We start from the raw sequence: 23982 nt of genomic DNA on the forward strand, positions 1-23982 counted from the left end.
AGCTGGTGCCGCGGCAGGCAACGGTTGCCCGTGAAGGAGCGGCGTCAGGTGCGTGCTCTCGGTGGGCCGGCCGGAAGTCCTCGTACTGGACGTACACGGGCTTTCGGCCGGTGCGGCGAGTGGGGGCACCTCCCACGCCCTCAAGGCAGTGGGGGAGCGTGCATGGCGTCGCGACGGGGCGAATGTTGCCTGTTGCGGCACTAGCCGGGCGCGTCAGCTAGACGTTCGCGGGTGCCGTCTCCGCGGTCTCGGCCGTCCGCGCGTCCTCGGCCGCCGCCTCCCGGCGGTCGCGCGCCTCGCGGCGGGCCAGTACCACGTAGCCGAACGGGACGGCCGCGGCGAACAGCCACCACTGGATCATGTACGCGTAGTTCAGCGGGGCGTCCTCGCTGCCGGGGTCGGAGATCTGTGCCGGGGAGCCGCCCTTGGGGTCCGGTGCCGTCTGCTCGACATAGCCGCCGAGCACCTGGACCCCCAGCCGGCGGGCCTGCTCCTCGCTGTTGATCAGCATGACCTGCCGGTCGGGCAGCCCCTTGATGTCCTTGATGCCGCTCGCCGCGGTCGTCTCGTCGGCCATCAGCCGCCCGGTGACGGTGGTCCGCCCGGCGGGCGGCGCGGGGATCTTCGGGAACGCCGTCTGCACGCCGGTCGCCGGGATCCAGCCCCGGTTGACCAGGACGACCTTGCCGTCCGTCAGGACGAACGGGGTGAGGACGTGGAAGCCGACCTCGTCGTCCGCGTTGACCCGGCGCCGGACGACGACCTCCTCGGAGGTCTCGAAGGTGCCGGTCGCGGTGACCGTGCGGTACTTCTCGGTGCGGGTCACGGAGTGCCCGGGGGCGCTCAGCCGCTCCACCGGCACGGGCTTCGCGTGCAGCGCGTCGGAGACGAGCTGGTTGCGCGCGCTGCGCATCTCGTAGCGGTGCATCTGCCAGATGCCCAGCCTGATCATCGTCGGGATCAGGAGGAGGGTGATGAGCGCGAGGATCACCCACTGCCGGGACATGAGGAAGCGGTACACCCCATTGACGGTACAACTCGGTCGCGGGGTGTTCTCAGCGGGGTCCGCTCGGGGAGTCCGGTGGAGAGGGTCCCGCGGACGCCTGTGGAGCGGCGCCACCGGGGGACGGAGATCGCTTCCGTCGGGCTGTCGGGTACATGCAGAGGCAACCTCCGTTTCGCCCACTACGCCGACCAGGTGCAACCCCTCCCCGGCCGGCGCCGTCGGCTTGCGGGCGCCTGCCCCGCCGCCGAGCATGCGGCTTATGACACGATGTGAAGTATGCGGCAATGACTACGAGCTGGCGTTCACCGTCGAAACCCGGGACGGGGCACGTCACGTCTTCGACTCGTTCGCCTGCGCGATCCACCGCATGGCCCCCATCTGCGAACACTGCCGGGTGCAGATCATCGGCCAGGGCGCCGAGGTGGACGGCCACTGGTACTGCGGCGCGCACTGTGCCCGCGCGGAGGGCAAGTCCGGCATCGTGGCCAAGGTCGGTTCCGCCCTCTAGACGACCGGACGACGTACCGCCCCGCCCGGCCCGGTGCCCGGTCGGTGGGCCGTCGGCGCGAACGGGCGCGCGGGCGCGGGGGGAGCCGCGCCCCCGTCACCCCTCCGTGCGGCCGTCCGCCGGGGCGACGTCGCGCAGCAGTTGCCCGAACGCGGCCTCGTCGACCACCGGCGTCCCGAACTGGCGCGCCTTGACCACCTTCGACGTGAGCGAGTCCGGATCGTTCGTGACGAGCAGACTGGTCAGCCGGGACAGGCTCGTCGCGACGTGCAGCCCCGCCTCCACGGCCCGGTCCTCCAGGAGTTCCCGCTCGACGGAGGTGTCACCCGAGAAGGCGATCCGCATGCCCTGTCGCAGCGGCTTGCCGTCCTCGAACCGGCCCGGGTTGGGATACGGACACGCCGGCCTCCTGCGCGCGGGGCGCCAACCGCTCGGCCGGTAGCCGCCGTAGCCCCCGCCCTGCCGGCCGATGAGGGGCGCGGCCCGGTCCGCCCACTCGGTCAGCGGCAGACACTCGTTCAACGGCAGCCGTACGCCCCCCTGGGCCGCCGCCCGCAGACTGGGCCGGAACGCCTCGGCGAGCACCCGCGCGTCGTCCAGCGCGTGGTGCGCGCGCTGCTGGACGACCCCGAAGTGCGCGGCCAGCGACTCCAGTTTGTGGTTGGGCAGCGGCAGACCCAGCTCCTTGGAGAGCGCGATGGTGCACAGCCGCTGACGGACCGGAGGCTCGATTCGCACGCGCGCGTACTCCCGCGCGATCATCTGCCAGTCGAACACCGCGTTGTGCGCGACGAGCACCCGGCCCTCCAGCCGCGTCGCGAACTCCTCGGCGATGTCGTGGAAGAGGGGCGCGCCCTCCAGCAGATCGCTCGTCAGGCCGTGGATCCACACCGGGCCGGGATCGCGCTCCGGGTTGACCATCGAGTACCAGTGGTCCTCGACCTCGCCCCGCTCGTCCAGCCGGTAGACGGCCGCGGAGATGATGCGGTCGTCCCGGGCCAGGCCAGTGGTCTCCACGTCAACGACCGCGTATCCCTTCGGATACGCGGCCGGCCACGGGGTGGCGGCGGACGCTGCGGTCGTGAGGTCTTCGAGCATGGTCACTGAGGATACGGGCCGCCACCGACAGCCCTGTCCCACAGGGGCCTTGTCCCGGCCGCCCGTTCGGGCCCGCCGAACGCACGCGCGCGTGGCTATGGACCTTTCGCCCGCCGGGTGCCACCGTGCTGCCCGCCTGACGGATGACGGCCTACGAAGGGCGGTACCGCGTATGGCACGCGTACGGTACGGCGCACGGACCGAGGCGGAGATCGCCGCCGCACGCACCGCGAGCACCCGGCTCCCCGACATCTGGTCCACCGGTGTGGTGGCCCTCTGGGAGAGCGATCCGGACGCGGTCGCGGCCGTGCTTCCCCCGCCCCTCGAACCCACCGGCCGGCCCCTGGTCCGGGCGAACATCAGCAGGGTCGACCTGGCCGGACGCCCGCTGGGCGCGGGCTCGTTCGCGGTCGCCGCCGCCCACGGGGGCGTCGAGGGCTGGTACCCGCTCGTCATGCCGATGACCCTCGAAAGGGCCCTCACCGGAGGCCGTGAGGTCTTCGGCGAGCCCAAGAAACTCGGCGAGGTGACCGTGGAGCGCGACGGCCTCCTGGTCCGCGCGTCGCTCGCCCGGCACGGCATCGTCTTCGTCGAGGTGCGCGGCGCGGTGAGCGGGGACCTGCCGCTGCCGGAGCCGGCCCGCAGAACCGACTTCTACTTCAAGTTCCTTCCCGCGGTGGACGGTTCGGGTCTCGACGGCGATCCGCTGCTCGTGCACTGTCTGCGCGAGGAGAGGACGCGCCGGCTGGAGCGCGTCACCGGCGACGTCGTCCTGCGCGAGTCGGTGTACGACCCGGTCGCCGACCTCCCCGTCCGCCGACTCGTCGGCATCACCGTCGGCGAGAGGACCAGCACCCAGACCGGCCGGGTCGTCGAACGGGCCGACACGAAGGCCCTGTTGCCGTACATCCACCAGCGCTACGACGACCCGCGCCAGATCCTCGACGCCCCGCCCGAAGGGAGCCCGTGATGGAACTGACGGCCGGACAGGTGGCCGTGGTCACCGGGGCGGCGAGCGGGATCGGCCTGGCGATGGCGCGACGGTTCGCCGCCGAAGGGCTACGGGTGGTCCTCGCCGACGTCGAGGAGGGCGCCCTGGAGAAGGCCGCCGCCCACCTGCGCGCGGAGGGCGCCGACGTGCACGCGCGCGTGGTCGACGTCGCCGTACGCCAACAGGTTCTGGATCTGGCCGAGTCGGCGTACGACACGTACGGCGCCGTGCACGTCCTGTGCAACAACGCCGGGGTCGGCTCGGGCGCCGAGGGCCGGATGTGGGAGCACGAACCGAACGACTGGGAGTGGGCCTTCGCCGTCAACGTGTGGGGCGTCTTCCACGGCATCCAGGCGTTCCTGCCCCGCATGCTCGCCGCCGGTGAGCCCGGACACGTCGTCAACACGTCCTCCGGGGACGGCGGGATCGCCCCGCTGCCCACCGCCTCCGTGTACGCGGTCACCAAGGCGGCAGTCGTCACGATGACCGAGTCCCTGTACGCGCATCTGCGCGCCGAGCACGCGCGCGTGGGCGCTTCGGTGCTCTTCCCGGGACCGCACATGCTGCGCACCGGCCTGTGGGAGTCGCACCGCAACCGGCCCGGCCGGTACGCCAAGGAGCGGCCCCGGAAGACCCCGTACCGCAGCCTCGGCCAGTGGGAGGCCGCGATGAAGGAGGCCGGCCGGGAGGTCGAGTTCACGCCCGTGGAGGAGGTGGCCGGCCTCGTCGTGGACGGTGTCCGCGCGGACCGCTTCTGGCTGCTGCCGGGCAGCGAGCGCAGCGACGCCCAGATCCGCGCCCGGGCCGCCTCGATGCTCGACCGGGCGAACCCGTCGTATCTCGAAAGCTTCATCCTGGACTAGGAGGTCGACGTGCCCGACCAGGAGCCGTACCTGATCATCTCCTCCGACTGCCATGCCGGGCTGCCCACCGAGGAGTACCGGCCCTATCTGGACGCCCGGTTCCACCGGGACTTCGACGAGTTCCTCGACGGGCGCGAGCGGCGCCGTGCGGAGATGACACGGCTGGGGATCCGCAACGAGGCGTTCGCGGCGAAGTGGTTCCAGGACAACGAGGAAGGGCTGCGCGGGGGTTGGGACGCGGCGCAGCGCGTCAAGGAACTCGACGGGGACGGGGTCGCCGCCGAGGTGGTCTTCCCGGACGCCGACGCCGTGGACAGCCGGACCGCCGCCCCCTTCGGCGTGGGACTCGGCCTCTCCGGCGACCACGACCCGGAGTTGGGGATGGCGGGCGCGCAGGCGCACAACCGCTGGCTGGCGGAGTTCGTCTCCGCACATCCCGAACGGCACTGCGGAGTCGCCCTGTTGCCCGTCACCGCCCCCACCGAGCGGGTCGTGCGCGAGGTGTTCCGAGCCAGGGAGTCCGGACTCGGCGCCCTGATGATCCCGGCCATGTGGGTCGACAAGGAGCCCTACCACGACCGGCGTTACGACCGTGTGTGGGCAGCGGCGGCCGAGTGCGGGATGCCCGTGCTGACCCACTCCGGGGCGGCACCCCGCCAGGAATACGGGGACCACCTGGGCATCTACGTCAGCGAGGTGACCTGGTGGCCCGCCCGGCCGCTCTGGTTCCTCCTGTGGTCCGGCGTCTTCGAACGCCACCCGGGGCTCACGTTCGGTGTGGCGGAGTCCGGTTGCTGGTGGCTGCCGAACCTGCTGTGGTTCATGGACCGCCTCTACCTGGGCGCCCACGGCGGCAAGAAGCTCTCGCCCTTCGCGGAGCTGACCCGGCCGCCCCACGAGTATCTCGACCGGCAGGTGTTCGTCTGCGCCACCAACACCAAGCGCCGCGAACTGGCCCAGCGGTACGAGATCGGCGTCGACAACATCCTCTGGGGCAGCGACTTCCCGCACCCCGAGGGCACCTGGCCCGACACGCGCGCGTGGCTGCGGCGCACCTTCCACGACATCCCGGTGACCGAGACCCGGCGCATGCTCGGCCTCTCGGCGGCGGCGGCCTTCGGCTTCGACCTCGGTCGACTCGCCCCGCTGGCCCGCCGTATCGGCCCGACCCCGGCCCAACTCGGCCAGCCCGAGGACCAGTCGGCGGTCGAGGCGTCCTGGGCGCGCTCGCGCGCGGTGGGCCGGCACTGGCTGACCGACCACGACTTCCCCGTCCTGGGGGCGACCTCATGAGCGACGACCGGTACACCGTGATCTCGGCGGACTGCCACGCCGGAGCCGATCTCCTGGACTACCGGCCCTACTTGGAGAAGCGGTACCACGACGACTTCGACGCCTGGGCGGCCACCTACGTCAACCCGTACGAGGACCTGCTCGCCGACACCGCCGACCGGAACTGGAACTCCGAACGCCGGCTCGCCGAGCTGGAGGCGGACGGAATCGTCGCCGAGGTCGTCTTCCCCAACACCATCCCCCCGTTCTTCCCGTCCAGTTCGCTGATGGCACCCCCGCCCACGGGCGAGGAGTTCACGCTGCGCTGGGCCGGTCTGCGCGCCCACAACCGCTGGCTGGCGGAGTTCTGCCAGGCCGCGCCGGGCCGGCGGGCGGGCGTCTTCCAGATCCTCCTGGGTGACGTCGAGGAGGCGGCGCGCGAGGTCCGCCGCGCGGCCGGAGCGGGGCTGAAGGGCGGCCTGATGCTGCCCGGCACCCCGCCGGGCTCGGGGCTGCCGGAGCTGTACTCGTCGGCGTACGACCCGCTGTGGGCCGTCTGCGCCGAACTGGACGTCCCGGTCAACCACCACGCCGGGTCGGCCTCGCCGCCGCTCGGTGACGAACCGGCGGCCCGCGCGGTGTTCATGGTGGAGACGACCTGGTTCTCGCACCGCGCCCTGTGGCACCTGATCTTCGGCGGCGCCTTCCGCCGCCACCCCGGCCTCAGACTCGTCCTGACCGAGCAGGGCTCCGGCTGGATCCCCGGAGTGCTCGACATGCTGGACTACTACCACGGCCGGCTGGTCACGGCGGCGGAACGGGCGGCCACCGCCGAGTCCAGGTTCGGCGCGGGCCTGGCCGCCGGGATGGGGGAGGGGCCGTCGCGGGTCTGGCGCGAACACTGCTTCGTCGGCGCCAGCTTCATGCGCCCGCACGAGGTGCCGCTGCGCGCCCGGATCGGCGTGGACAAGATCATGTGGGGCAGCGACTATCCGCACGACGAGGGGACCTACCCGTACTCCCGGGAGGGGCTGCGGTTCGCGTACGCGGGCGTACCGCGCGAAGAGGTCGCCGCGATGCTCGGCCGCAACGCGGCCCGGGTCTACGGTTTCGACCTCGGCCTCCTGGACCCGATCGCGGCGAAGGCGGGGCCCACGGTGGCCGAACTCGCCGAGCCCCTCGCCGAACCCCCGGTGGACGCGACCAGTCCGGTGTTCGCCCGGGGAGCGTCGGTACGAGTGTGGTGAGCCCGCGGGTGGAATGCTCCCCCCGTGACGCGACCCACGCACTCCGAGGCGCACGAGGGCTCCCTGGGAGCCCGGCTGAACTGGCTGCGGGCGGCGGTCCTGGGCGCCAACGACGGCATCGTCTCGACCGCCGGCCTCGTCGTCGGGGTGGCCGGCGCGACGGACGACCGTTCGGCACTCCTCACGGCCGGGCTGGCCGGGCTGCTGGCCGGTTCCATGTCGATGGCGACCGGGGAGTACGTCTCCGTCTCCACCCAGCGCGACTCCGAGCGGGCCGCGCTGGCCGAGGAGCGGCGGGAGCTGAAGGAGCAACCGGAAGCCGAATTGGAGGAGTTGACCGAACTCCTGGAGGCGCGGGGACTGACCCGGGAGGTCGCCCTGGAGGCGGCACGACAGCTCACGGAACGGGACGCGCTGCGGGCGCACGCGCGCGTGGAGCTCGGTATCGACCCGGACGACCTCACCAACCCCTGGCACGCGGCCTGGGCGAGCTTCCTGTCGTTCACGGTGGGCGCGCTGCTGCCGCTGCTCGCGATCGTGCTGCCATCGGCCGGCCGGCGGCTCGGTGTCACCGTCCTCTCGGTCCTGGCCGCGCTGTTCCTCACCGGCTGGAGCAGCGCGCGGCTCGGGGCGGCGGGCCCGCGTCCGGCGATCCTGCGCAACGTGGCGGGCGGCGCGCTGGCCATGGGCATCACCTACGCGGCCGGAGCGCTGCTGGGGGCGGCGGGGGTGTGACCGTCGGCGTGGACCGCCGACGAGTAAGCGCGCGCCCGTTCATACTTGTCGGTAACAACGTCTAGCCGCGGCCCACGGGCCCGTCCTACGGTGCGTTCATGCCGAACCTGCCCGATGCCGTGCTGTGGTCGATACCCGCCTTCGTGCTGCTCACCGTGATCGAGGTGATCAGCGTCCGCGTCCATCCCGACGACGATGCGGCCGGATACGACGCCAGGGACGCCGCCACGAGCGTCGGCATGGGCCTCGGCAGCCTGGTCTTCGACCTCCTCTGGAAGATCCCGATCGTCGCGGTCCACACGGCGGTGTACGAGCTCACCCCGCTGCGCGTCCCCGTCCTGTGGTGGACCCTCCCGCTGATGCTGCTCGGACAGGACTTCTTCTACTACTGGTCCCACCGCGGCCACCACGTCGTCCGCGTCCTGTGGGCCTGTCACGTCGTCCACCACTCCAGCCGCAGGTTCAACCTCACCACCGCCCTGCGCCAGCCCTGGACGACCCTCACGGTCTGGCCCTTCTACGTCCCCCTCGTCGCCCTGGGCGTGCACCCGGCCGCCCTCGCCTTCTGCTCCTCGGTGAACCTCGTCTACCAGTTCTGGATCCACACCGAGCGGATCGACAAGATGCCCCGATGGTTCGAGGCCGTCCTCAACACGCCGTCCCACCACCGCGTCCACCACGCCTCCCAGGGCGGCTACCTGGACCGCAACTTCGGCGGCATCCTCATCGTCTGGGACCGGCTCTTCGGTTCCTACGTGCCGGAAACGGAGCGCCCCGTCTACGGGTTGACGAAGAACATCAACACGTTCAACCCGATCAAGGTGGCCACCCACGAGTACGTCGCCATCGCCAAGGACCTGAAGCGGGCGGGCGGTTGGCGTGAGCGCGCGGGCCGGGTCCTCGGCGGTCCCGGCTGGCAGCCCGCGCCCGCGCCGGAGCGGAGCGTCGCCTCCGAGGAGGCCGCGACCGCGTGAACCCGCGCCGCGTCCCGCTCCTCCCTCTCGCCCTCGCCCTCGCCACTGCCGTCGACCTCGTCTCGCTCGCGGTCGGCCACGGCCCCGGGCACACCGTCGCCAAACCGCTCCTGATGCCCCTCCTGGCCGCCTGCGCGGCCCGGCGCGGCGCTCCCCGGCTCCTGGTGGCCGCGCTCCTCTTCGGCTGGGGCGGCGACCTCCTCCTCCTCTCGGACAGTGACCCCGCCTTCCTCGCCGGCATGGCCTCCTTCGCGGCCGGCCACGTCTGCTACCTCGTCCTCTTCACGTCGTACGGCTCCCCGCGGCCGACCTCGCGCGCGCGTGCCGCCCTGCTCGCCCCGGGGTACGCCGTCGCCCTGATCGTCACCGTCGCGCTGCTCTGGCCCGGTCTCCCGGGGGAGCTGCGCATCCCGGTGGCCGGCTACAGCGCCCTGCTCGCGGCGACGGCCTGCGCGGCGGCCGTCCGGTCCGGTCCCGTCGCCGGGCTCGGCGGCGTGTTCTTCCTGGTCTCCGACACGCTCATCGCGACCGGGGTGGCCGGCCTGCCCCAGCCGCCCAGGCCCGACTTCTGGATCATGCTCACCTACATCGCCGCCCAGTCCCTGCTGGTCAAGGGCGTGCTGAGCACCCTCGCCGAGCGACGCGCGCCCTCGGCGGCGTACCGTGAAGTGCGCTCGACCACCCCTTGAGCACACCGCACGAGCCCACCGTACGAGCACCCCCGTACGAGCACACCAGAGACGAGAAGGACCCTCGCCATGCGCGCCACCACCATCCACGCCCCGTACGACATGCGCGTGGAGGACGTGCCCGAGCCCGTGGTCCGGGTGCCCACCGACGCCGTGGTCCGGGTGCTGCGTGCCTGCATCTGCGGCAGCGACCTGTGGGCGTACCGCGGCGACGCGGCCCGGCAGCCGGGGCAGCGGATCGGCCACGAGTTCCTCGGGACCGTCGAGGAGACCGGCTCCGAGGTGAGCGGCGTCCGGCGCGGTGACCTCGTGGTCGCGCCCTTCATGTGGTCCGACGGGGTGTGCGACTACTGCCGCGAGGGCCTCACCACCTCCTGCGAACACGGCGGCTTCTGGGGCGCCGTGGGCCACGACGGCGGCCAGGGCGAGGCCGTCCGCGTCCCGTTCGCCGACGGCACCCTCGTCCGGCTGCCCGCGGAGGCCGCCTCCGACGACCGTCTGCTGTCGGCCCTGCTGACCCTGTCGGACGTCATGGGCACCGGTCACCACGCGGCCCTCGGCGCGGGCGTCCGACCGGGTGCGACGGTCGCCGTGGTGGGCGACGGGGCGGTCGGCCTGTGCGCCGTGCTCGCCGCGAAGCGGCTCGGCGCCGAGCGCGTCATCGCGCTGGGACGCCACCAGGTCCGTACCGACATCGCACGCCGCTTCGGCGCCACCGACGTGGTCGCCGAGCGCGGCGAGGCGGCCGTCGAGGCCGTCCGCGCGCTCACCCGCGGCCAGGGCGCCCACGCCGTCGTGGAGGCGGTGGGCACCGAGCAGTCGATGCGCACCGCGGTCGGCGTCGCCCGCGACGGCGGCGCGATCGGCTTCGTCGGCGTGCCGCACGGCAGCGGCACCGGCCTCGACCTGAGCGTCCTGTTCGACCGGAACATCGCGCTGCGCGGCGGGGTCGCGCCCGTCCGCGGCTACATCCCGGAGCTGCTCCCCGACGTCCTGGACGGCACCATCGACCCGTCCCCCGTCTTCGACCTGACGGTCGGGCTGGAAGACGTGCCCGAGGGCTATCGGGCGATGGACCGGCGCACCGCCCTCAAGGTGCTGGTCACCAACGGCTGATCAATCGTTGATCAACGGTTGACGGACGGTTGATCAGGGCGGGTGGACCGGCAGCGGCAGCGCCGTCAGCAGCCCGGAGACCGCGACCACCGCCCCCAGGGCCACCACCTCGGCCCGCGCGGGGGAGCAGGCGGCCAGCGGATCCGCCGCGCGCCGCAACCGGGTCCGCGCCCACAGCGCGAGCGCGGCGACAGCGACGACGAGGAGCACCTTGGCGAGGAGGGCGCGCCCGTACGCCGTCGTCGTCAGCTGGTCCAGGACGGTGGCGGCCGGCAGCCTGCGCAGCGAACTCCACACGCCGGTGGCGGTGACCGCCGCCAGCAGCACGGCCGCCACGCGCGCGTAGAGCCCCAGCAACGCCGCCCCCGCGGCGCCGTCCCGCCACCACCGCAGGGTCCGCAGCGCGCACAGCAGTCCACCGGTCCACAGGGCCGCGCACGTCAGATGCACCAGGGTCAGTCCCGAGCCGACGAGCGGAGCGTGCTCCCCGGGGGGATGCGCGCGCAGCGCCTCGGCGACGACCACCGCGGCGAACGACCAGAGCTGCGCGAGCGGCCGGCGCCACCAGGCGCACAGGGCGGCCAAGGCGAACGCGTTGATTTCCAGCAGCACCAGCCGGCCCTCGCGGGACCGGTGGAGACCGCTCATGTCGATCCCCGTGAAACCGTGCGGCACCGCGTGGCCGATCGACACGAACGAGGCGAGCCCCAGCGCGGCGACGAACCCGGCCCCGGCCGCGTACGGGGACCAGCTGCCGGGGCGGTCCGGGGGAGCGTCGGGCACGCCACGCGCCAAGCGCCGCACCAGCAGCTCGCCCAGGGGCACACAGACCGCCCCGAACAGGACCGCCCGGAGCAGCCCGACACCGCCCGCGTGGGGCGCGGCGGCCTCCCCGGTGCCGTGCACCGCGACGGGCGGCCCGAGCAGCGGCAGCAGCCCGGCGAGCACCACCAGGACGAGCACGGTCACGGACCGGCCGGTGTGCGGGCGCGGTCCGGGCCCACCGGGATCGGCGGCCTCGACGGCCGGTCGTAGCAGGGTCACCTCAAGATCTTGACCAACCAGCACAGAACCGGGCAACCGAGACAGGGCAACGGATGGAACAGCGGCCCGGCCCCGCGCTCCCCGCCCGCCCGGCCCCGCGCTCCCCGCCCGCTCGGCCTACGCCCAGACGGCGTCGTCCGTTCCCCACGCCCCGGGCGGCCGGGCCCAGTCGACCGGCCCGCCCTCGAAGGAGACCGGCGACAGGGCGTACCGCAGCCGCCCGACCGGGCTGTCCCGCTCGGCGAGCCAGGGACCGGGATCGTCGTGGGCCGGCTCGTCGTGCGCGCGTCCCTCGCGGGTCGCCCCGTCGCCCCTCCGGCCGCTCTTCGCGCCCGTCTCGGCCCCGTACGTCAGCCAGGCGGCGGTCCGGGCCAGGGCCAGCCGTACGACCCTGCTGCCGCCCTCGTACGACCGCTCCGTCAGGGCCCGCAGCACGGCGGCCGCCACCAGATAACCGGTGCCGTGGTCGAGGGCCTGCGCGGGCAGCGCGCCCGGCCGCCGCGAAGAGCCCTCGGCCACCGCGATGCCCGTGGCGACCTGCACCAGACTGTCGAACCCGCGCCGCTCGCCCCACGGCCCGTAGGAGCCCCAGGCCGACAACTGCGCCACGACCAGGCCGGGCCGGCGCTCGGCGAGCGCCTCAGGGGAGAGCCCGAACCGGTCCAGGGCGCCCGGCCGGTACCCGGTGACCACGACGTCCGCCCGCGCGAGCAACTCCTCGAAGCGGCACCGGTCGGCCGCCCGGCCGAGGTCGAGCCGCGTCGAACGCTTGCCGAAACCGGTGTCCGCGTGCGTGTCGACCTGCTCGGGCAGACCCGGCGCGTCCACGCGCAGCACGTCGGCGCCGAGCAGCGCGAGGGTGCGGGTGGCGACCGGGCCCGCGATGACCCGGGTCAGATCGAGGACGCGCAGTCCGCCGGCGGGCCGCGCCGGATCGCCGCCGAGCGGCGCGAGCGCATCCCCGGGCGCGGTGCCGAGCCGTTCGCGCTCGACCAGCGGACGCCCGGCCACCGCGGCCCCCTGTGGATGCGCCGCCCACTCCTCGGCCGTCCGGAGCGCGACCGCGAGGCCCCCGGCGGCGTACACCGCCTCCTCCGCGTCGAGGGCGGGCAGACCGGCCAGCCGGGCTGCGACCTCCTCCGGCGCGGCACTGTCGGGCAGTCGCAGCGCGCTCAGCAGCCGTGCCCGGTGGTGCGGGTAGTTCGCGTGGGTGCGGACCCAGCCGTCCGCCGTCCGCCAGAACCGCGACAGCGGCGAGAAGGCGACCGGGGCCCGTCCGTCGATCAGCAGCTGCCGCTCGCTGACGAACGCCGTGGCGACGGCCCCGTCGTCCACCCGCACCCCGGGTACGTCGGCCGCCCCGGTCCGCCGGGCCCCCAGCTCGGCGGCGGCCAGCGCGCACGCGCCCACGCAGACCCGGGCCAACTCCCGTACGGGCAGCCGTGCTTGCAGCGCCCCCGGGCGCGCGACGACCGAGATTCGCGAGACCAGGGCGGGATCGCCGCCCAGCCCGATCCATGTCTGCGTCATGTCAGTCATGACTGCACTATGCAGTATTGATTGAATCAATGTTCAGTCGACACCGGCACGCCGGATCATGCGCCACCTGAGCGCACCGGAACACGCCGGACGGATCGGGCGACCGTCCACTCGGTCCCCCGGATCCGTCCGTCCGCCCGGTCCGCCCGGTCCGCTCTCAAGCGGCCCGCGCGTTCCTACTTGGTCACCGCCGCCAGCGCGTCCGCCGTGCCCCAGCCGTAGAAGCCGTTGCGGTTCTTCGACCCCTCGCAGACCGCGTCGACCTTGCCGTCGCCGTTGATGTCGTACGGGTCCGTGCACGGCGTGGCGTCGGCCTCGGCGTACAGCAGGGCCTTGACCAGGGCGGCCGAGGCGTGGGGATGGGTTGACTTGATCAATGCGGCCACCCCCACGACATGCGGGGTCGCCATCGACGTACCGGCCATGTACCCCCACTTGCCGCCCGGCAGCGGGCCGAGGATCAGACCGCTGGTCGCCGGGGGCGCCGGAGTCTGGTAGGCCGTGGAGTCGCCGCCGGGCGCGGCGATGTCGATGACCCCGAGGCCGTAGTTGGAGAACGAGGACTTGAGGCCCTTCGCGCCGGTCGCCGCGACCGTGACGACGCCCGGCAACTGGGTCGGTATGTCGAAGCACTCGGACGGGTCGATGACCCGGTCCGACGGTGTGCCGTCGTTCGGGGACACCGGGTCGGTGATCGAGTCGGCCGCCAGGTCGTAGCTCTCGTTGCCCGCCGCCGCGACGTTGACCGTGCCCTTGCTCTCCGCGTACCGCGAGGCCCGGGTGATGGCGTCCACGAGGGCCCGCTGGTCGGGGTCGTCCGCGCAGTTGAAGTACCAGGGGTCGGTGTAATAGCTGTTGTTGGTCACGTCGACGTGGTGCGTCGCCGCCCACATGAAGCCGCACACCACGGCCTCCGTGTAGAAGTAGCCCCCCGTGGTGGCCACCTTGATGCCGGCCACCTTCACGCCCGGCGCGACCCCGGTGACGCCGACCCCGTTCTTGGCGGCCGCGATCTCGCCCGCCACATGCGTGCCGTGCGGGCTCTCCGCCGCGCTGGGCCGCCAGGAGCCGTCGGTCGTGTCCGCCTTGCCCGTCACGCAGTTGGCGGACGCGGCGCGATCGAAGTTGGGCGCGATGTCGGGGTGGGTGTCGTCGACACCGGTGTCGATCACGGCGACGGTGACCTTGCGGCTGCCGAGCGTCTTCTCGTGCGCCTTGTCCGCCTTGATGGCGGGCAGGTCCCACTGGAGCGGCTCCAGGGGGTCCTGCCCGGCACTGGCCCGCGCGCCGGCCGCGGCCACGTCGGCGGCGCTGAGCACCTTCGGCGTACCCACGTCGGTCGTCGACTGGGCGGGCAGCGGCGCGTTGCGCGTGTTGCCCGCCGACTGCACCCCGGGCACCTTGCGGATGATCCGCGCGAAGTCGGCGTTCGACGAGTGGACGACGATCACGCCGATCTGGTCGTACGAGGTGACGACCGACCCGCCCGCCTTGCCGATCGCCTTCCGCACGGACGCCGAAGTGCCGTGCCCCGGGCGGACGTTGACGACATAACTGAGCGCCGTCCCGTCGGCCGCGGTCGTCGACGCGGCCACGGTGGCCGCCGTCGGCGCGGCCGCGGCCGAGACGTTCGGCAGGAACGCGAGGGCCGTGGCCGTGGCCATTCCGAGCGGGATCGCCAGGGCGCGGCGGTGACGCTGATGAGGCGCGGTCATGGTGTCTGTGTCTCCAGTTCGTTCGCGGGACGAGCGGGACGAGCGGGACGAGCGGGCCGTGCGAGAACTCCCGGCGGGCGCGGGCCACTTGACCGTGCGGAGCGGGCCGACGACGCCGGGACGGAACCCCGGAACCGCCCGATGCGCGGTGCTATGCGGGCAGGTACATGACGAGTGGTGCAGGCCGAAGCTATCTCCCGGAACCATCCCCCAGCAATGAGTTCCCAAAGACCGGTTCCGAAAGGAGTCAAAGGAGTTGAACCGGCGTACGCCCGGCGCCGTGCCCTTGGACAGGAAGGGCCAAGCCCTGAGATCAGCACCCGCCTGTCCGTGACGCGAGGAGACACCGTGGCCACCGAGACACCACCCCCCTCGAAAGCCGAACGCCGACTCCCCAGCACCGAGGAGTTCGAACAGGTCCAGCAGAGCGCGGAGTTCGCCGAACTGCGCCGGACCCACCGGTCCTTCGCCTTCCCGCTCACCATCGCCTTCATCGTCTGGTACCTGCTGTACGTCCTGCTCTCCAGCTACGCGGACGACTTCATGGGCACCAAGGTCGTCGGCAACATCAACATCGCGCTGGTGCTGGGCCTCGCCCAGTTCCTCACCACGTTCCTCATCGCCTGGTGGTACGCGCGCCGCGCCGCCGCACAGCTCGACCCCCGGGCCGAGGCCATCAAGTCCCGGATGGAGGGCGGCGCATGAGCCCCGCGATCACCCTGGCCACCGGCGAGGCGAGCCAGCACCGCCCGCTGATCATCACCCTGTTCGCGATCTTCGTCGCCGCGACCCTGGTCATCACCGTCTGGGCGGGCCGCCAGACCAGGAGCGCCGTCGACTTCTACGCGGGCGGCCGTCAGTTCACCGCCTTCCAGAACGGGCTGGCCGTCTCCGGCGACTACATGTCCGCCGCGTCCTTCCTCGGCATCGCGGGCGCGATCGCCCTCTTCGGCTACGACGGCTTCCTGTACTCGGTCGGCTTCCTCGTCGCCTGGCTGGTCGCCCTCCTCCTGGTCGCCGAGCCCCTGCGCAACTCCGGCCGCTACACCATGGGCGACGTCCTCGCCTACCGCATGCGCCAGCGCCCGGTCCGTACGGCGGCCGGCACCTCCACCATCGTGGTCTCGATCTTCTACCTGCTGGCCCAGATGGCCGGCGCCGGCGTCCTGGTCTCGCTCCTGCTGGGCATCACCAGCGACGCCGGGAAGGTCGGCATCGTCGCCCTGGTCGGCCTGTTGATGATCGTGTACGTGGTCATCGGCGGCATGAAGGGCACCACCTGGGTGCAGATGGTCAAGGCCGTGCTGCTCATAACCGGTGCCGTGCTGCTGACCTTCCTGGTGCTGCTGAAGTTCGACTTCAACGTCTCCGACCTGCTCGGCAAGGCCGCCGACAACAGCGGCAAGGGCTCCGCCTTCCTGGAACCCGGCCTCAAGTACGGCGCCACCGGCACCACCAAGCTGGACTTCATCTCGCTCGGCCTCGCCCTGGTCCTCGGCACCGCCGGCCTGCCGCACATCCTGATCCGCTTCTACACGGTGCCCACCGCCAAGGCCGCCCGCAAGTCGGTCATCTGGGCCATCGGCCTGATCGGCGCCTTCTACCTGATGACCCTGGCCCTCGGTTTCGGCGCCGCCGCACTGATCAAACCGGACGAGATCATCTCCTCCAACAAGGCCGGCAACACCGCGGCCCCGCTCCTCGCCCTGCACCTGGGAGGCGTCGACTCCACCTGGGGAGCGGTCCTGCTGGCCACCATCTCGGCGGTCGCCTTCGCCACCATCCTCGCGGTCGTCGCGGGCCTGACCCTCGCCTCGTCCTCCTCGTTCGCCCACGACATCTACGCCAACGTCATCAAGAAGGGCACCGCCACCGAACGGCAGGAGATCACCGCGGCCCGGTACGCCACCGTCGGCATCGGCGCCGTCTCCATCGTCCTCGGCGCACTCGCCCGCGACCTGAACGTCGCCGGCCTGGTCGCCCTGGCCTTCGCGGTCGCCGCCTCCGCCAACCTCCCGACGATCCTCTACAGCCTCTTCTGGAAACGCTTCACCACCCGCGGAGCCCTGTGGTCGATCTACGGCGGTCTCGTCACCGCCGTAGGCCTGGTCCTGTTCTCGCCGGTCGTCTCGGGCAGACCCGCCTCGATGTTCCCGGACGTCGACTTCCACTGGTTCCCGCTGGAGAACCCGGGCATCATCTCGATCCCGGTCGGTTTCCTGCTGGGCTGGCTCGGCACGGTCCTGTCCAAGGAGGAGCCGGACACCGGCAAGTACGCGGAGCTGGAGGTGCGCTCCCTGACCGGCACCGGAGCCCACTGAGGGACCCCTCGCGGAGGGCCGCGTCGTAGCTCCCTACGACGCGGCCGGACCGTACCTCGTGGGATCGGGCCGCTCTCACTGTCAGTGCTGTCGCGTAGGCTCACAAGTAGTCGAAAAACCGCGACACCAGTGAGGGAGGGGACCCACGTGCTCATCGACACCTACGGCCGGGTGGCCACCGACCTGAGAGTCTCGCTCACCGACCGGTGCAACCTCCGGTGCACGTACTGCATGCCCGAGGAAGGCCTGCGGTGGCTGGCCAAGCCCGAGCTGCTCACCGACGACGAGATCGTCCGCCTGATCGGCATCGCCGTCACCTCACTCGGCATCGAGGAGGTCCGGTTCACCGGCGGCGAGCCCCTGCTGCGCCCCGGTCTGGTCGGCATCGTCGAGCGGGTCGCGGCCCTGACACCCCGTCCCCGGATGTCCCTGACGACGAACGGCATCGGCCTCGGACGTACGGCGGCCGCCCTCAAGGCGGCGGGCCTGGACCGGGTCAACGTCTCCCTGGACACCCTGCGGCCGGACGTCTTCAAGACCCTCACCCGCCGCGACCGCCACCACGACGTCCTCAACGGCCTCCGCGCCGCCCACGACGTCGGCCTCACCCCGGTCAAGGTCAACACGGTCCTGATGCCGGGGCTCAACGACGACGAGGCCCCCGACCTCTTGGCCTGGGCCGTCGAGCACGGCTACGAACTGCGCTTCATCGAGCAGATGCCCCTGGACGCCCAGCACGGCTGGAAGCGCGACGGCATGGTCACCGCGGGCGACATCCTCGCCTCGCTCCGCACCCGCTTCGAGCTGACCCCCGAGACCTCGCGGCAGCGCGGCTCGGCACCGGCCGAGCGCTGGGTGGTGGACGGCGGACCGCACCGCGTCGGCGTCATCGCCTCGGTCACCCGCCCGTTCTGCGCGGCCTGCGACCGCACCCGCCTCACCGCCGACGGCCAGATACGCAACTGCCTGTTCGCCTCCGAGGAGACCGACCTGCGCGCCGCGCTGCGCTCCGACGCTCCCGACGAGGAGATCATCCGTGTCTGGCGTCTGGCGATGTGGGGCAAGAAGGCCGGGTCAGGGCTGGACGACCCGTCGTTCCACCAGCCGGACCGCCCCATGTCGTCGATCGGGGGCTAGGGGCGCGTGCCCTCGGAGGTGTCCCACTCCTCGAACGTGACAACGTCCTTCAAAAACCCCCGTACACCGAGGAACTGGGAGAGGTGCTCGCGGTGCTCCTCGCACGCCAGCCAGGTCTTGCGGCGCTCCGGGGTGTGCACCTTCGGGTTGTTCCACGCGAGGACCCAGAGCGCGTCGGCACGGCAGCCCTTGGCGGAGCAGATCGGCGTCTCGTCACTCACTGGTTCGTCTCACAGATGCGCTGAGAAAGGCGACGCCGAGCAGCCACGGGGGGAGCTGCCCGGCGTCGGTCTGTCGCTCCGACGGGGGATGCGGAGCGCGTACGAAGTATGTCACGGGTAACCGGTCGCCCGGCACCGGAACAACATGATTGATCTGAGCTTTTCTTGAGCTTGGTGCGCGGTCGGGCAACCGGTCGCGAGGCGTCCGCGGGGCTCAGGACAGGTCCCCCGGCCCGCGTCGTGCGCCCGGCGTCGGCTCGGGCACGACCTCTTCCGGAACGGGCTCCGGGGAGCCGTCGTTCGTCCGCGGCGGCGCGATCATCGGAGGCAGCGGAGCGGTCACGAACGTGGACGGAAGCCCCGGCGTGTTCTCCCGCCCGGCGTTGGCGATCACCACGGCGACGTAGGGGAGGAGTATCCCCAGCGCGAGGGCGACGATCGCGACGTGGCGTTCGACGTTCCAGAGCGAGGCGGCCAGGATCACCGACACCGTGCGCACCGACATCGAGATGACATACCGGCGCTGCCGTCCGCGCACGTCCTCGGCGAGACCGGTCCGGGCACCGGTGATCCGGAACACCTGGGCCTTGCCGCCACCGCGCAGCTTCCGAGTCACATTCCACCATCCACCCGCATCGGACTCTCTTGGGCCCGCCCCCCCGTTCCGCACGTCGTCCGGGAACCGGACCCCAGGACACTCCACGTTACGCCGCGCCTGCGCCGCCTTCGAGAGTGGGGCACTCCCGGCCCGGGCGACCGGTCTGCGCCCCCGCACGTACGGCCGTACCCGACATGCGCCGTACGGGGGCCGGGCCGAGACTGGGCGCAAAGCTCACCTGAGCCGGACGAGGAGGCAGTCATGGGCTGGTTGTGGGCCATCATCGTGGGATTCGTGCTGGGCCTGATCGCGAAGGCGATCATCCCGGGCAAGCAGCACAGCCCGCTCTGGCTGACCACCATTTGCGGCATCCTGGGCGCCATCGTGGGAAACGCGATCGCCCGCGCCGCCGGGGTCGCCGCCACCAGCGGCATCGACTGGACCCGGCACATCTTCCAGCTGGTCGCCGCGATCGTCATCGTCGCCCTGGGCGACATGGTGTACATGGCGACGATCGGCAAGAACAAACACCGTGAGCGAGCCTGAGCGCGCTCCCGCCCGCCGGTACGACGAAGGGGGCGCCCGCCCACTCGGGAAGGCGCCCCCCGCGGCCCGTGCTCAGGCGCCGGTGACCTCGACCGCCGCGAGGTTCTTCTTGCCCCGGCGCAGCACCAGCCAGCGCCCGTGCAGCAGATCCTCGGCGGCGGGGACCGCGTCCTCCGCGGCGACCTTGACGTTGTTCACGTAGGCGCCGCCCTCCTTCACCGTGCGGCGCGCGGCCGACTTGCTCGCCACCAGCCCCACTTCGGCGAAGAGATCGACGACGGGACCGGCCTCGGCGACCCGCACATGCGGCACCTCGGAGAGCGCCGCGGCCAGCGTCCGCTCGTCCAGCTCCGCCAACTCGCCCTGCCCGAACAGGGCCTTGGACGCGGCGATCACGGCGGCCGTCTGGTCCGCGCCGTGCACCAGCGTCGTCAGCTCCTCGGCGAGCGCGCGCTGCGCGGCCCGGGCCTGCGGACGCTCCTCGGTCTGCCGCTCCAACTCCTCAAGTTCCGCGGGGGACTTGAAGGACAGGATCCGCATGTACGTCGAGATGTCCCGGTCGTCCACGTTCAGCCAGAACTGGTAGAACGCGTACGGCGTCGTCATCTCGGGGTCGAGCCAGATCGCCCCGCCCTCGGTCTTGCCGAACTTGGTGCCGTCCGCCTTGACCATCAGCGGCGTCGCGATGCAGTGCACCTGGGCGTCGGGCTCCAGCCGGTGGATCAGGTCCAGGCCCGCCGTGAGGTTGCCCCACTGGTCGCTGCCGCCCTGCTGGAGGGTGCAGCCGTGGCGGCGGTACAGCTCCAGGAAGTCCATGCCCTGGAGCAGCTGGTAGCTGAACTCCGTGTAGCTGATGCCCTCTTGGGACTCCAGACGGCGGGCGACCGAGTCCTTCGTGAGCATCTTGTTGACGCGGAAGTGCTTGCCGATGTCCCGCAGGAACTCGATGGCGGAGAGACCCGCCGTCCAGTCCAGGTTGTTCACCATCACCGCGGCGTTCTCGCCCTCGAAGGAGAGGAACGGCTCGATCTGGGCACGCAGCCGGGCGACCCAGTCGGCGACCGTCCGCGGGTCGTTCAGCGTCCGCTCGGCCGTCGGACGCGGGTCGCCGATCTGTCCCGTCGCGCCGCCCACCAGGGCCAGCGGGCGCAGCCCCGCCAACTGGAGCCGGCGCATGGTGAGGACCTGCACCAGGTGCCCCACGTGCAGACTGGCCGCGGTGGGGTCGAAGCCGCAATAGAACGTGAGGGGACCGTCCGCGAGCGCCTTGCGCAAAGCATCTTCGTCGGTGGACTGGGCGAACAGGCCCCGCCACTTCAGCTCGTCGACGATGTCCGTCACGGTTCTCGTATCTCCTTGAGTGGTCTCGTGAATCAGGTACGAGGTTATACGCCCTGGCTGACAGAGCTCATATTGAAATCGGGGACGCGGAGCGCGGGCATGGCGGTCCTGGTGAACCAGTCGCTCCACTCCCTCGGCAGCGTCTTCTCGGTCCGTCCGGCCTCGGTCGCCCGCCCCAGCAGGTCCACCGGCGACTCGTTGAACCGGAAGTTGTTCACCTCGCCGACCACCTCTCCGTCCTCCACCAGGTAGACGCCGTCCCGGGTGAGGCCGGTCAGCAGGAGCGTCGCCGGGTCGACCTCGCGGATGTACCACAGGCAGGTCAGCAGCAGCCCGCGCGAGGTCCCCGCGACCATCTCCTCCAGCGACCGCTCGCCGCCCCCGCTGAGGATCAGGTTGTCGATCGCCGGGGCGACGGGCAGCCCGGTCAGCCCCGCGCTGTGCCGGCTGGTCGTCAGCCGGGCGAGCTCGCCCTCGCGCACCCAGTCGGTGGCGGTCAGCGGCAGCCCGTTGTCGAACACCGACTGGTCGCCCCCGGAGGAGTGCGCGAGGAGGAACGGCGCGGACTCCAGACCCGGCTCGTCCGGGTCGCTGCGCAGCGTCAGCGGGAGGTCGGTGAGCTTCTCGCCCACCCGCGTCCCGCCCGGCTTGGAGAACACCGTCCGGCCCTCGACCGCGTCCCGGCCCGACGCCGACCACATCTGGTAGATCAGCAGGTCAGCCACCGCGGTCGGCGGCAGCAGGGTCTCGTACCGGCCCGCGGCCAGCTCCACCCGCCGCTCGGCCCAGCCCAGCCGTACGGCCAGCTCCGCGTCGAGCGCCGCCGGGTCCACGTCCGTGAAGTCCCGGGTCGACCGGCCAGCCCACGCCGAGCGCGTACGGTCCGGGGACTTGGCGTTCAGCTCCAGCGTGCCGTTGGGCTGGTCGTGCCGCAGGCGCAGCCCCGTCGACGTCCCCAGGTAGCTCGACACCAGCTCGTGGTTGGCGAAGCCGTACAGCTCCCGGCCGCCCGCACGCGCGCGCGCGAAGGACTCGCCCAGGGCCGGCGCGAAGTCCGCGAACACGGTGGACGACGTCTCGGCCGGCCCGTCCGTGAAGTCGGGCGACTGCGGCACCCCCGTGACGAGCGGCTGGGCGTCCTCGGCCGGACCGGCCGCCCGGGCGGCGTCCTCGGCGGCCCGCACCAGCGACTCCACCTCCTCCGCTGTCACCGCGGAGCGCGAGACGACTCCGGACGCGGTGCCCTTCTTGCCGTCCACGGTCGCGATGACGGTGAGCGTACGTCCGCGCGTGACGCCGTTCGTCGTCAGCGCGTTGCCGGCCCAGCGCAGGTTGGCGGTCGACTGCTCGTCGGCGATGACCACACACCCGTCGGCCCGGGACAGCCCGAGGGCGCGCTCGACGATCTCGTGCGGCTTGTTCGTACGAGGACTCATCGACCGGCCTCCTGGGTGGTGTTGAGGATGTTGACGCTCTTGAAGAGGGCCGAGGGGCAGCCGTGCGACACCGCGGCGACCTGACCCGGCTGCGCCTTGCCGCAGTTGAAGGCACCACCCAGGACATACGTCTGCGGGCCGCCGACGGCCGCCATGGAGCCCCAGAAGTCGGTCGTCGTCGCCTGGTAGGCGACGTCCCGCAGCTGCCCGGTGATCCGCCCGTTCTCGATCCTGAAGAAGCGCTGGCCGGTGAACTGGAAGTTGTAGCGCTGCATGTCGATCGACCACGACCGGTCGCCGACGACGTAGATGCCCCGCTCGACGCCTCCGATCAGGTCCTCCGTCGACATTCCGGCCGGGTCCGGCCGGAGCGAGACGTTGGCCATGCGCTGGACGGGCACATGGGCGGGGGAGTCGGCGTAGGCGCAGCCGTTGGAGCGGTCGAAGCCGGTGAGCTTCGCGATGCGGCGGTCGAGCTGGTAGCCGACGAGGGTGCCGTCCTTGACCAGGTCCCAGGACTGGCCCTCGACGCCCTCGTCGTCGTAGCCGATGGTCGCCAGGCCGTGTTCGGCGGTGCGGTCGCCGGTGACGTTCATCAGCTCCGAGCCGTACTTGAGCTTGCCGAGCTTGTCGAAGGTGGCGAAGGAGGTGCCGGCGTAGGCCGCCTCGTAGCCGAGGGCGCGGTCCAGTTCGGTGGCGTGGCCGATCGACTCGTGGATGGTCAGCCAGAGGTTGGACGGGTCGACGACCAGGTCGTACAGGCCCGCCTCGACGCTCGGCGCGCGCATCTTCTCGGCGAGCAGCTCGGGGATCCGGGCGAGTTCCCCGTCCCAGTCCCAGCCGGTGCCGGTGAGGTACTCCCAGCCGCGTCCGACGGGCGGCGCGAGGGTGCGCATCGAGTCGAACTCGCCGCTCGACTCGTCGACCGACACGGCGGTCAGCGCCGGGTGCAGCCGGATCCGCTGCTGGGTGGTCACCGTGCCCGCGGTGTCGGCGTAGAACTTGTTCTCGTGGACGGTCAGCAGTGAGGCGTCCACGTGATCGACCCCGTCGGCCGCCAGCAGCCGCGCGCTCCAATCCGCCAGCAGCTCCGCCTTCTCCTCGTCGGGCACGCCGAACGGATCGATCTCGTACGACGAGATCCACGTCCGCTCCTCGTGCACCGGCTCGTCGGCCAGCTCCACCCTCCCCCACTGCCCCAGAGGCGTGGCATCCGGCCCCGCGCCCGCCCCGGCGGCTTTGATGACCTGGGCGGACAGCTTCGCCATCGCGACCGCCTGGGAGGCGACCTTGGCGGCGGCGTCCAGGCTCAGGTCCACCCCCGAGGCGAACCCCCAGGTGCCGCCGTGCACGACCCGCACCGCGTACCCGAGGTCGGTGGTGTCCGACGAGCCGGCCGGCTTGGCGTCCCGCAGCCGCCAGGAAGCACTGCGCACCCGCTCGAACCGGAAGTCGGCGTGCTGGGCCCCGAGCGCACGCGCGCGTGCCAGGGCGGCGTCGGCGAGAGCCCGTAGCGGAAGCGCCGTGAAGGCTTCGTCGATGGAATGGGGCACGGAGGTCTCCCTGCTGTCGTGGCCTGTCGGGT

At 72.1% G+C, this 23982-nt stretch carries 23 protein-coding genes; 13 read left to right on the forward strand and 10 right to left on the reverse strand.

Features of this window, described 5'->3' with window-relative positions:
• Positions 1-217 precede the first annotated feature (217 nt).
• Positions 218-1021, reverse strand: a complete 804-nt coding sequence (locus ABZT12_RS21155) for an SURF1 family protein (RefSeq protein WP_356386530.1) — start codon at positions 1019-1021, stop codon at positions 218-220.
• 244 nt (positions 1022-1265) lie between these two features.
• Between ABZT12_RS21155 and ABZT12_RS21160 the strand changes: the two genes are divergently transcribed.
• Entirely contained in the window at positions 1266-1514 is a 249-nt protein-coding gene (locus tag ABZT12_RS21160; RefSeq protein ID WP_356386532.1) for a hypothetical protein, read from the forward strand.
• Between the two features lie 96 nt (positions 1515-1610).
• On the opposite strand, the gene ABZT12_RS21165 is transcribed toward ABZT12_RS21160, so the two are convergent.
• Positions 1611-2612 carry a DEDDh family exonuclease gene (locus ABZT12_RS21165; RefSeq protein ID WP_356386535.1) on the reverse strand — a complete coding sequence of 334 codons (1002 nt, stop codon included), beginning with the start codon at positions 2610-2612 and terminating at the stop codon, positions 1611-1613.
• 172 nt (positions 2613-2784) lie between these two features.
• Here ABZT12_RS21165 and ABZT12_RS21170 point away from each other — a divergent pair, with 172 nt between their 5' ends.
• The 8 genes from ABZT12_RS21170 (at position 2785) to ABZT12_RS21205 (ending at position 10499) form a co-directional block, all read left to right on the forward strand.
• Positions 2785-3582 (forward strand): acetoacetate decarboxylase family protein, encoded by a 798-nt coding sequence (locus tag ABZT12_RS21170; protein WP_356386538.1) that lies wholly within the window; start codon positions 2785-2787, stop codon positions 3580-3582.
• Positions 3582-4466 carry an SDR family NAD(P)-dependent oxidoreductase gene (locus ABZT12_RS21175; protein WP_356386541.1) on the forward strand — a complete coding sequence of 295 codons (885 nt, stop codon included), beginning with the start codon at positions 3582-3584 and terminating at the stop codon, positions 4464-4466. The genes ABZT12_RS21170 and ABZT12_RS21175 overlap by 1 nt, the downstream gene beginning before the upstream one ends.
• A 9-nt stretch (positions 4467-4475) precedes the next feature.
• The gene (locus ABZT12_RS21180; protein ID WP_356386544.1) at positions 4476-5759 is read left to right on the forward strand and encodes an amidohydrolase family protein; all 1284 of its coding nucleotides are present in this window, start codon (positions 4476-4478) and stop codon (positions 5757-5759) included.
• A complete protein-coding gene (locus tag ABZT12_RS21185; RefSeq protein WP_356386547.1) occupies positions 5756-6985 on the forward strand; it encodes an amidohydrolase family protein in 1230 nt (409 codons plus the stop codon). The genes ABZT12_RS21180 and ABZT12_RS21185 overlap by 4 nt, the downstream gene beginning before the upstream one ends.
• 24 nt (positions 6986-7009) lie before the next feature.
• Complete coding sequence (locus tag ABZT12_RS21190) at positions 7010-7720, forward strand: VIT family protein (RefSeq protein ID WP_356386550.1); 711 nt, start codon at positions 7010-7012, stop codon at positions 7718-7720.
• Between the two features lie 98 nt (positions 7721-7818).
• Positions 7819-8694, forward strand: a complete 876-nt coding sequence (locus ABZT12_RS21195; protein ID WP_356386553.1) for a sterol desaturase family protein — start codon at positions 7819-7821, stop codon at positions 8692-8694.
• Positions 8691-9383, forward strand: a complete 693-nt coding sequence (locus ABZT12_RS21200) for a lysoplasmalogenase (protein WP_356386556.1) — start codon at positions 8691-8693, stop codon at positions 9381-9383. The genes ABZT12_RS21195 and ABZT12_RS21200 overlap by 4 nt, the downstream gene beginning before the upstream one ends.
• 69 nt (positions 9384-9452) lie before the next feature.
• Positions 9453-10499, forward strand: a complete 1047-nt coding sequence (locus ABZT12_RS21205; protein WP_356386559.1) for a zinc-dependent alcohol dehydrogenase family protein — start codon at positions 9453-9455, stop codon at positions 10497-10499.
• Between the two features lie 33 nt (positions 10500-10532).
• On the opposite strand, the gene ABZT12_RS21210 is transcribed toward ABZT12_RS21205, so the two are convergent.
• The 3 genes from ABZT12_RS21210 to ABZT12_RS21220 form a co-directional block, all read right to left on the reverse strand.
• Positions 10533-11537 carry a CopD family protein gene (locus ABZT12_RS21210; protein WP_356386675.1) on the reverse strand — a complete coding sequence of 335 codons (1005 nt, stop codon included), beginning with the start codon at positions 11535-11537 and terminating at the stop codon, positions 10533-10535.
• A gap of 123 nt (positions 11538-11660) precedes the next feature.
• Entirely contained in the window at positions 11661-13082 is a 1422-nt protein-coding gene (locus ABZT12_RS21215) for a CoA transferase (protein WP_356386562.1), read from the reverse strand.
• A 176-nt stretch (positions 13083-13258) separates the two neighbouring features.
• Complete coding sequence (locus ABZT12_RS21220) at positions 13259-14797, reverse strand: S8 family serine peptidase (RefSeq protein ID WP_356386565.1); 1539 nt, start codon at positions 14795-14797, stop codon at positions 13259-13261.
• Positions 14798-15145: 348 nt separating this feature from the next.
• Here ABZT12_RS21220 and ABZT12_RS21225 point away from each other — a divergent pair, with 348 nt between their 5' ends.
• From ABZT12_RS21225 to moaA, 3 genes are all read left to right on the forward strand, one after another.
• Positions 15146-15502, forward strand: coding sequence for a DUF485 domain-containing protein (locus tag ABZT12_RS21225; protein WP_356386567.1), 357 nt, complete (start codon positions 15146-15148; stop codon positions 15500-15502).
• Positions 15499-17118: a cation acetate symporter gene (locus ABZT12_RS21230; protein ID WP_356386570.1), complete on the forward strand. Its 1620-nt coding sequence runs from the start codon at positions 15499-15501 to the stop codon at positions 17116-17118. The genes ABZT12_RS21225 and ABZT12_RS21230 overlap by 4 nt, the downstream gene beginning before the upstream one ends.
• A 147-nt stretch (positions 17119-17265) precedes the next feature.
• Entirely contained in the window at positions 17266-18255 is a 990-nt protein-coding gene (gene moaA, locus ABZT12_RS21235; protein WP_356386573.1) for a GTP 3',8-cyclase MoaA, read from the forward strand.
• On the opposite strand, the gene ABZT12_RS21240 is transcribed toward moaA, so the two are convergent.
• On the reverse strand, positions 18252-18476 hold the full coding sequence (locus ABZT12_RS21240) for a hypothetical protein (RefSeq protein ID WP_356386577.1): 225 nt from the start codon (positions 18474-18476) through the stop codon (positions 18252-18254). The genes moaA and ABZT12_RS21240 overlap by 4 nt on opposite strands.
• 214 nt (positions 18477-18690) lie before the next feature.
• Positions 18691-19092 (reverse strand): DUF3099 domain-containing protein, encoded by a 402-nt coding sequence (locus ABZT12_RS21245; RefSeq protein ID WP_356386580.1) that lies wholly within the window; start codon positions 19090-19092, stop codon positions 18691-18693.
• A gap of 243 nt (positions 19093-19335) precedes the next feature.
• On the opposite strand from ABZT12_RS21245, the gene ABZT12_RS21250 reads away from it, so the two are divergent.
• On the forward strand, positions 19336-19620 hold the full coding sequence (locus ABZT12_RS21250) for a GlsB/YeaQ/YmgE family stress response membrane protein (protein ID WP_356386582.1): 285 nt from the start codon (positions 19336-19338) through the stop codon (positions 19618-19620).
• A 72-nt stretch (positions 19621-19692) separates the two neighbouring features.
• On the opposite strand, the gene tyrS is transcribed toward ABZT12_RS21250, so the two are convergent.
• The 3 genes from tyrS to ABZT12_RS21265 are packed head-to-tail and all read right to left on the reverse strand — an operon-like array spanning position 19693 to position 23950.
• Positions 19693-20961 (reverse strand): tyrosine--tRNA ligase, encoded by a 1269-nt coding sequence (gene tyrS, locus ABZT12_RS21255; RefSeq protein WP_356386585.1) that lies wholly within the window; start codon positions 20959-20961, stop codon positions 19693-19695.
• 44 nt (positions 20962-21005) lie between these two features.
• Positions 21006-22397, reverse strand: a complete 1392-nt coding sequence (locus tag ABZT12_RS21260; protein ID WP_356386588.1) for a metallopeptidase TldD-related protein — start codon at positions 22395-22397, stop codon at positions 21006-21008.
• Positions 22394-23950 (reverse strand): TldD/PmbA family protein, encoded by a 1557-nt coding sequence (locus ABZT12_RS21265; RefSeq protein ID WP_356386591.1) that lies wholly within the window; start codon positions 23948-23950, stop codon positions 22394-22396. Before ABZT12_RS21265 ends, ABZT12_RS21260 begins: the two co-directional genes overlap by 4 nt.
• Between the last annotated feature and the right edge of the window lie 32 nt (positions 23951-23982).

Origin of the sequence: Streptomyces sp. NPDC005423 (assembly GCF_040606415.1) — a bacterium.
In the GTDB taxonomy this organism is placed as follows: domain Bacteria; phylum Actinomycetota; class Actinomycetes; order Streptomycetales; family Streptomycetaceae; genus Streptomyces.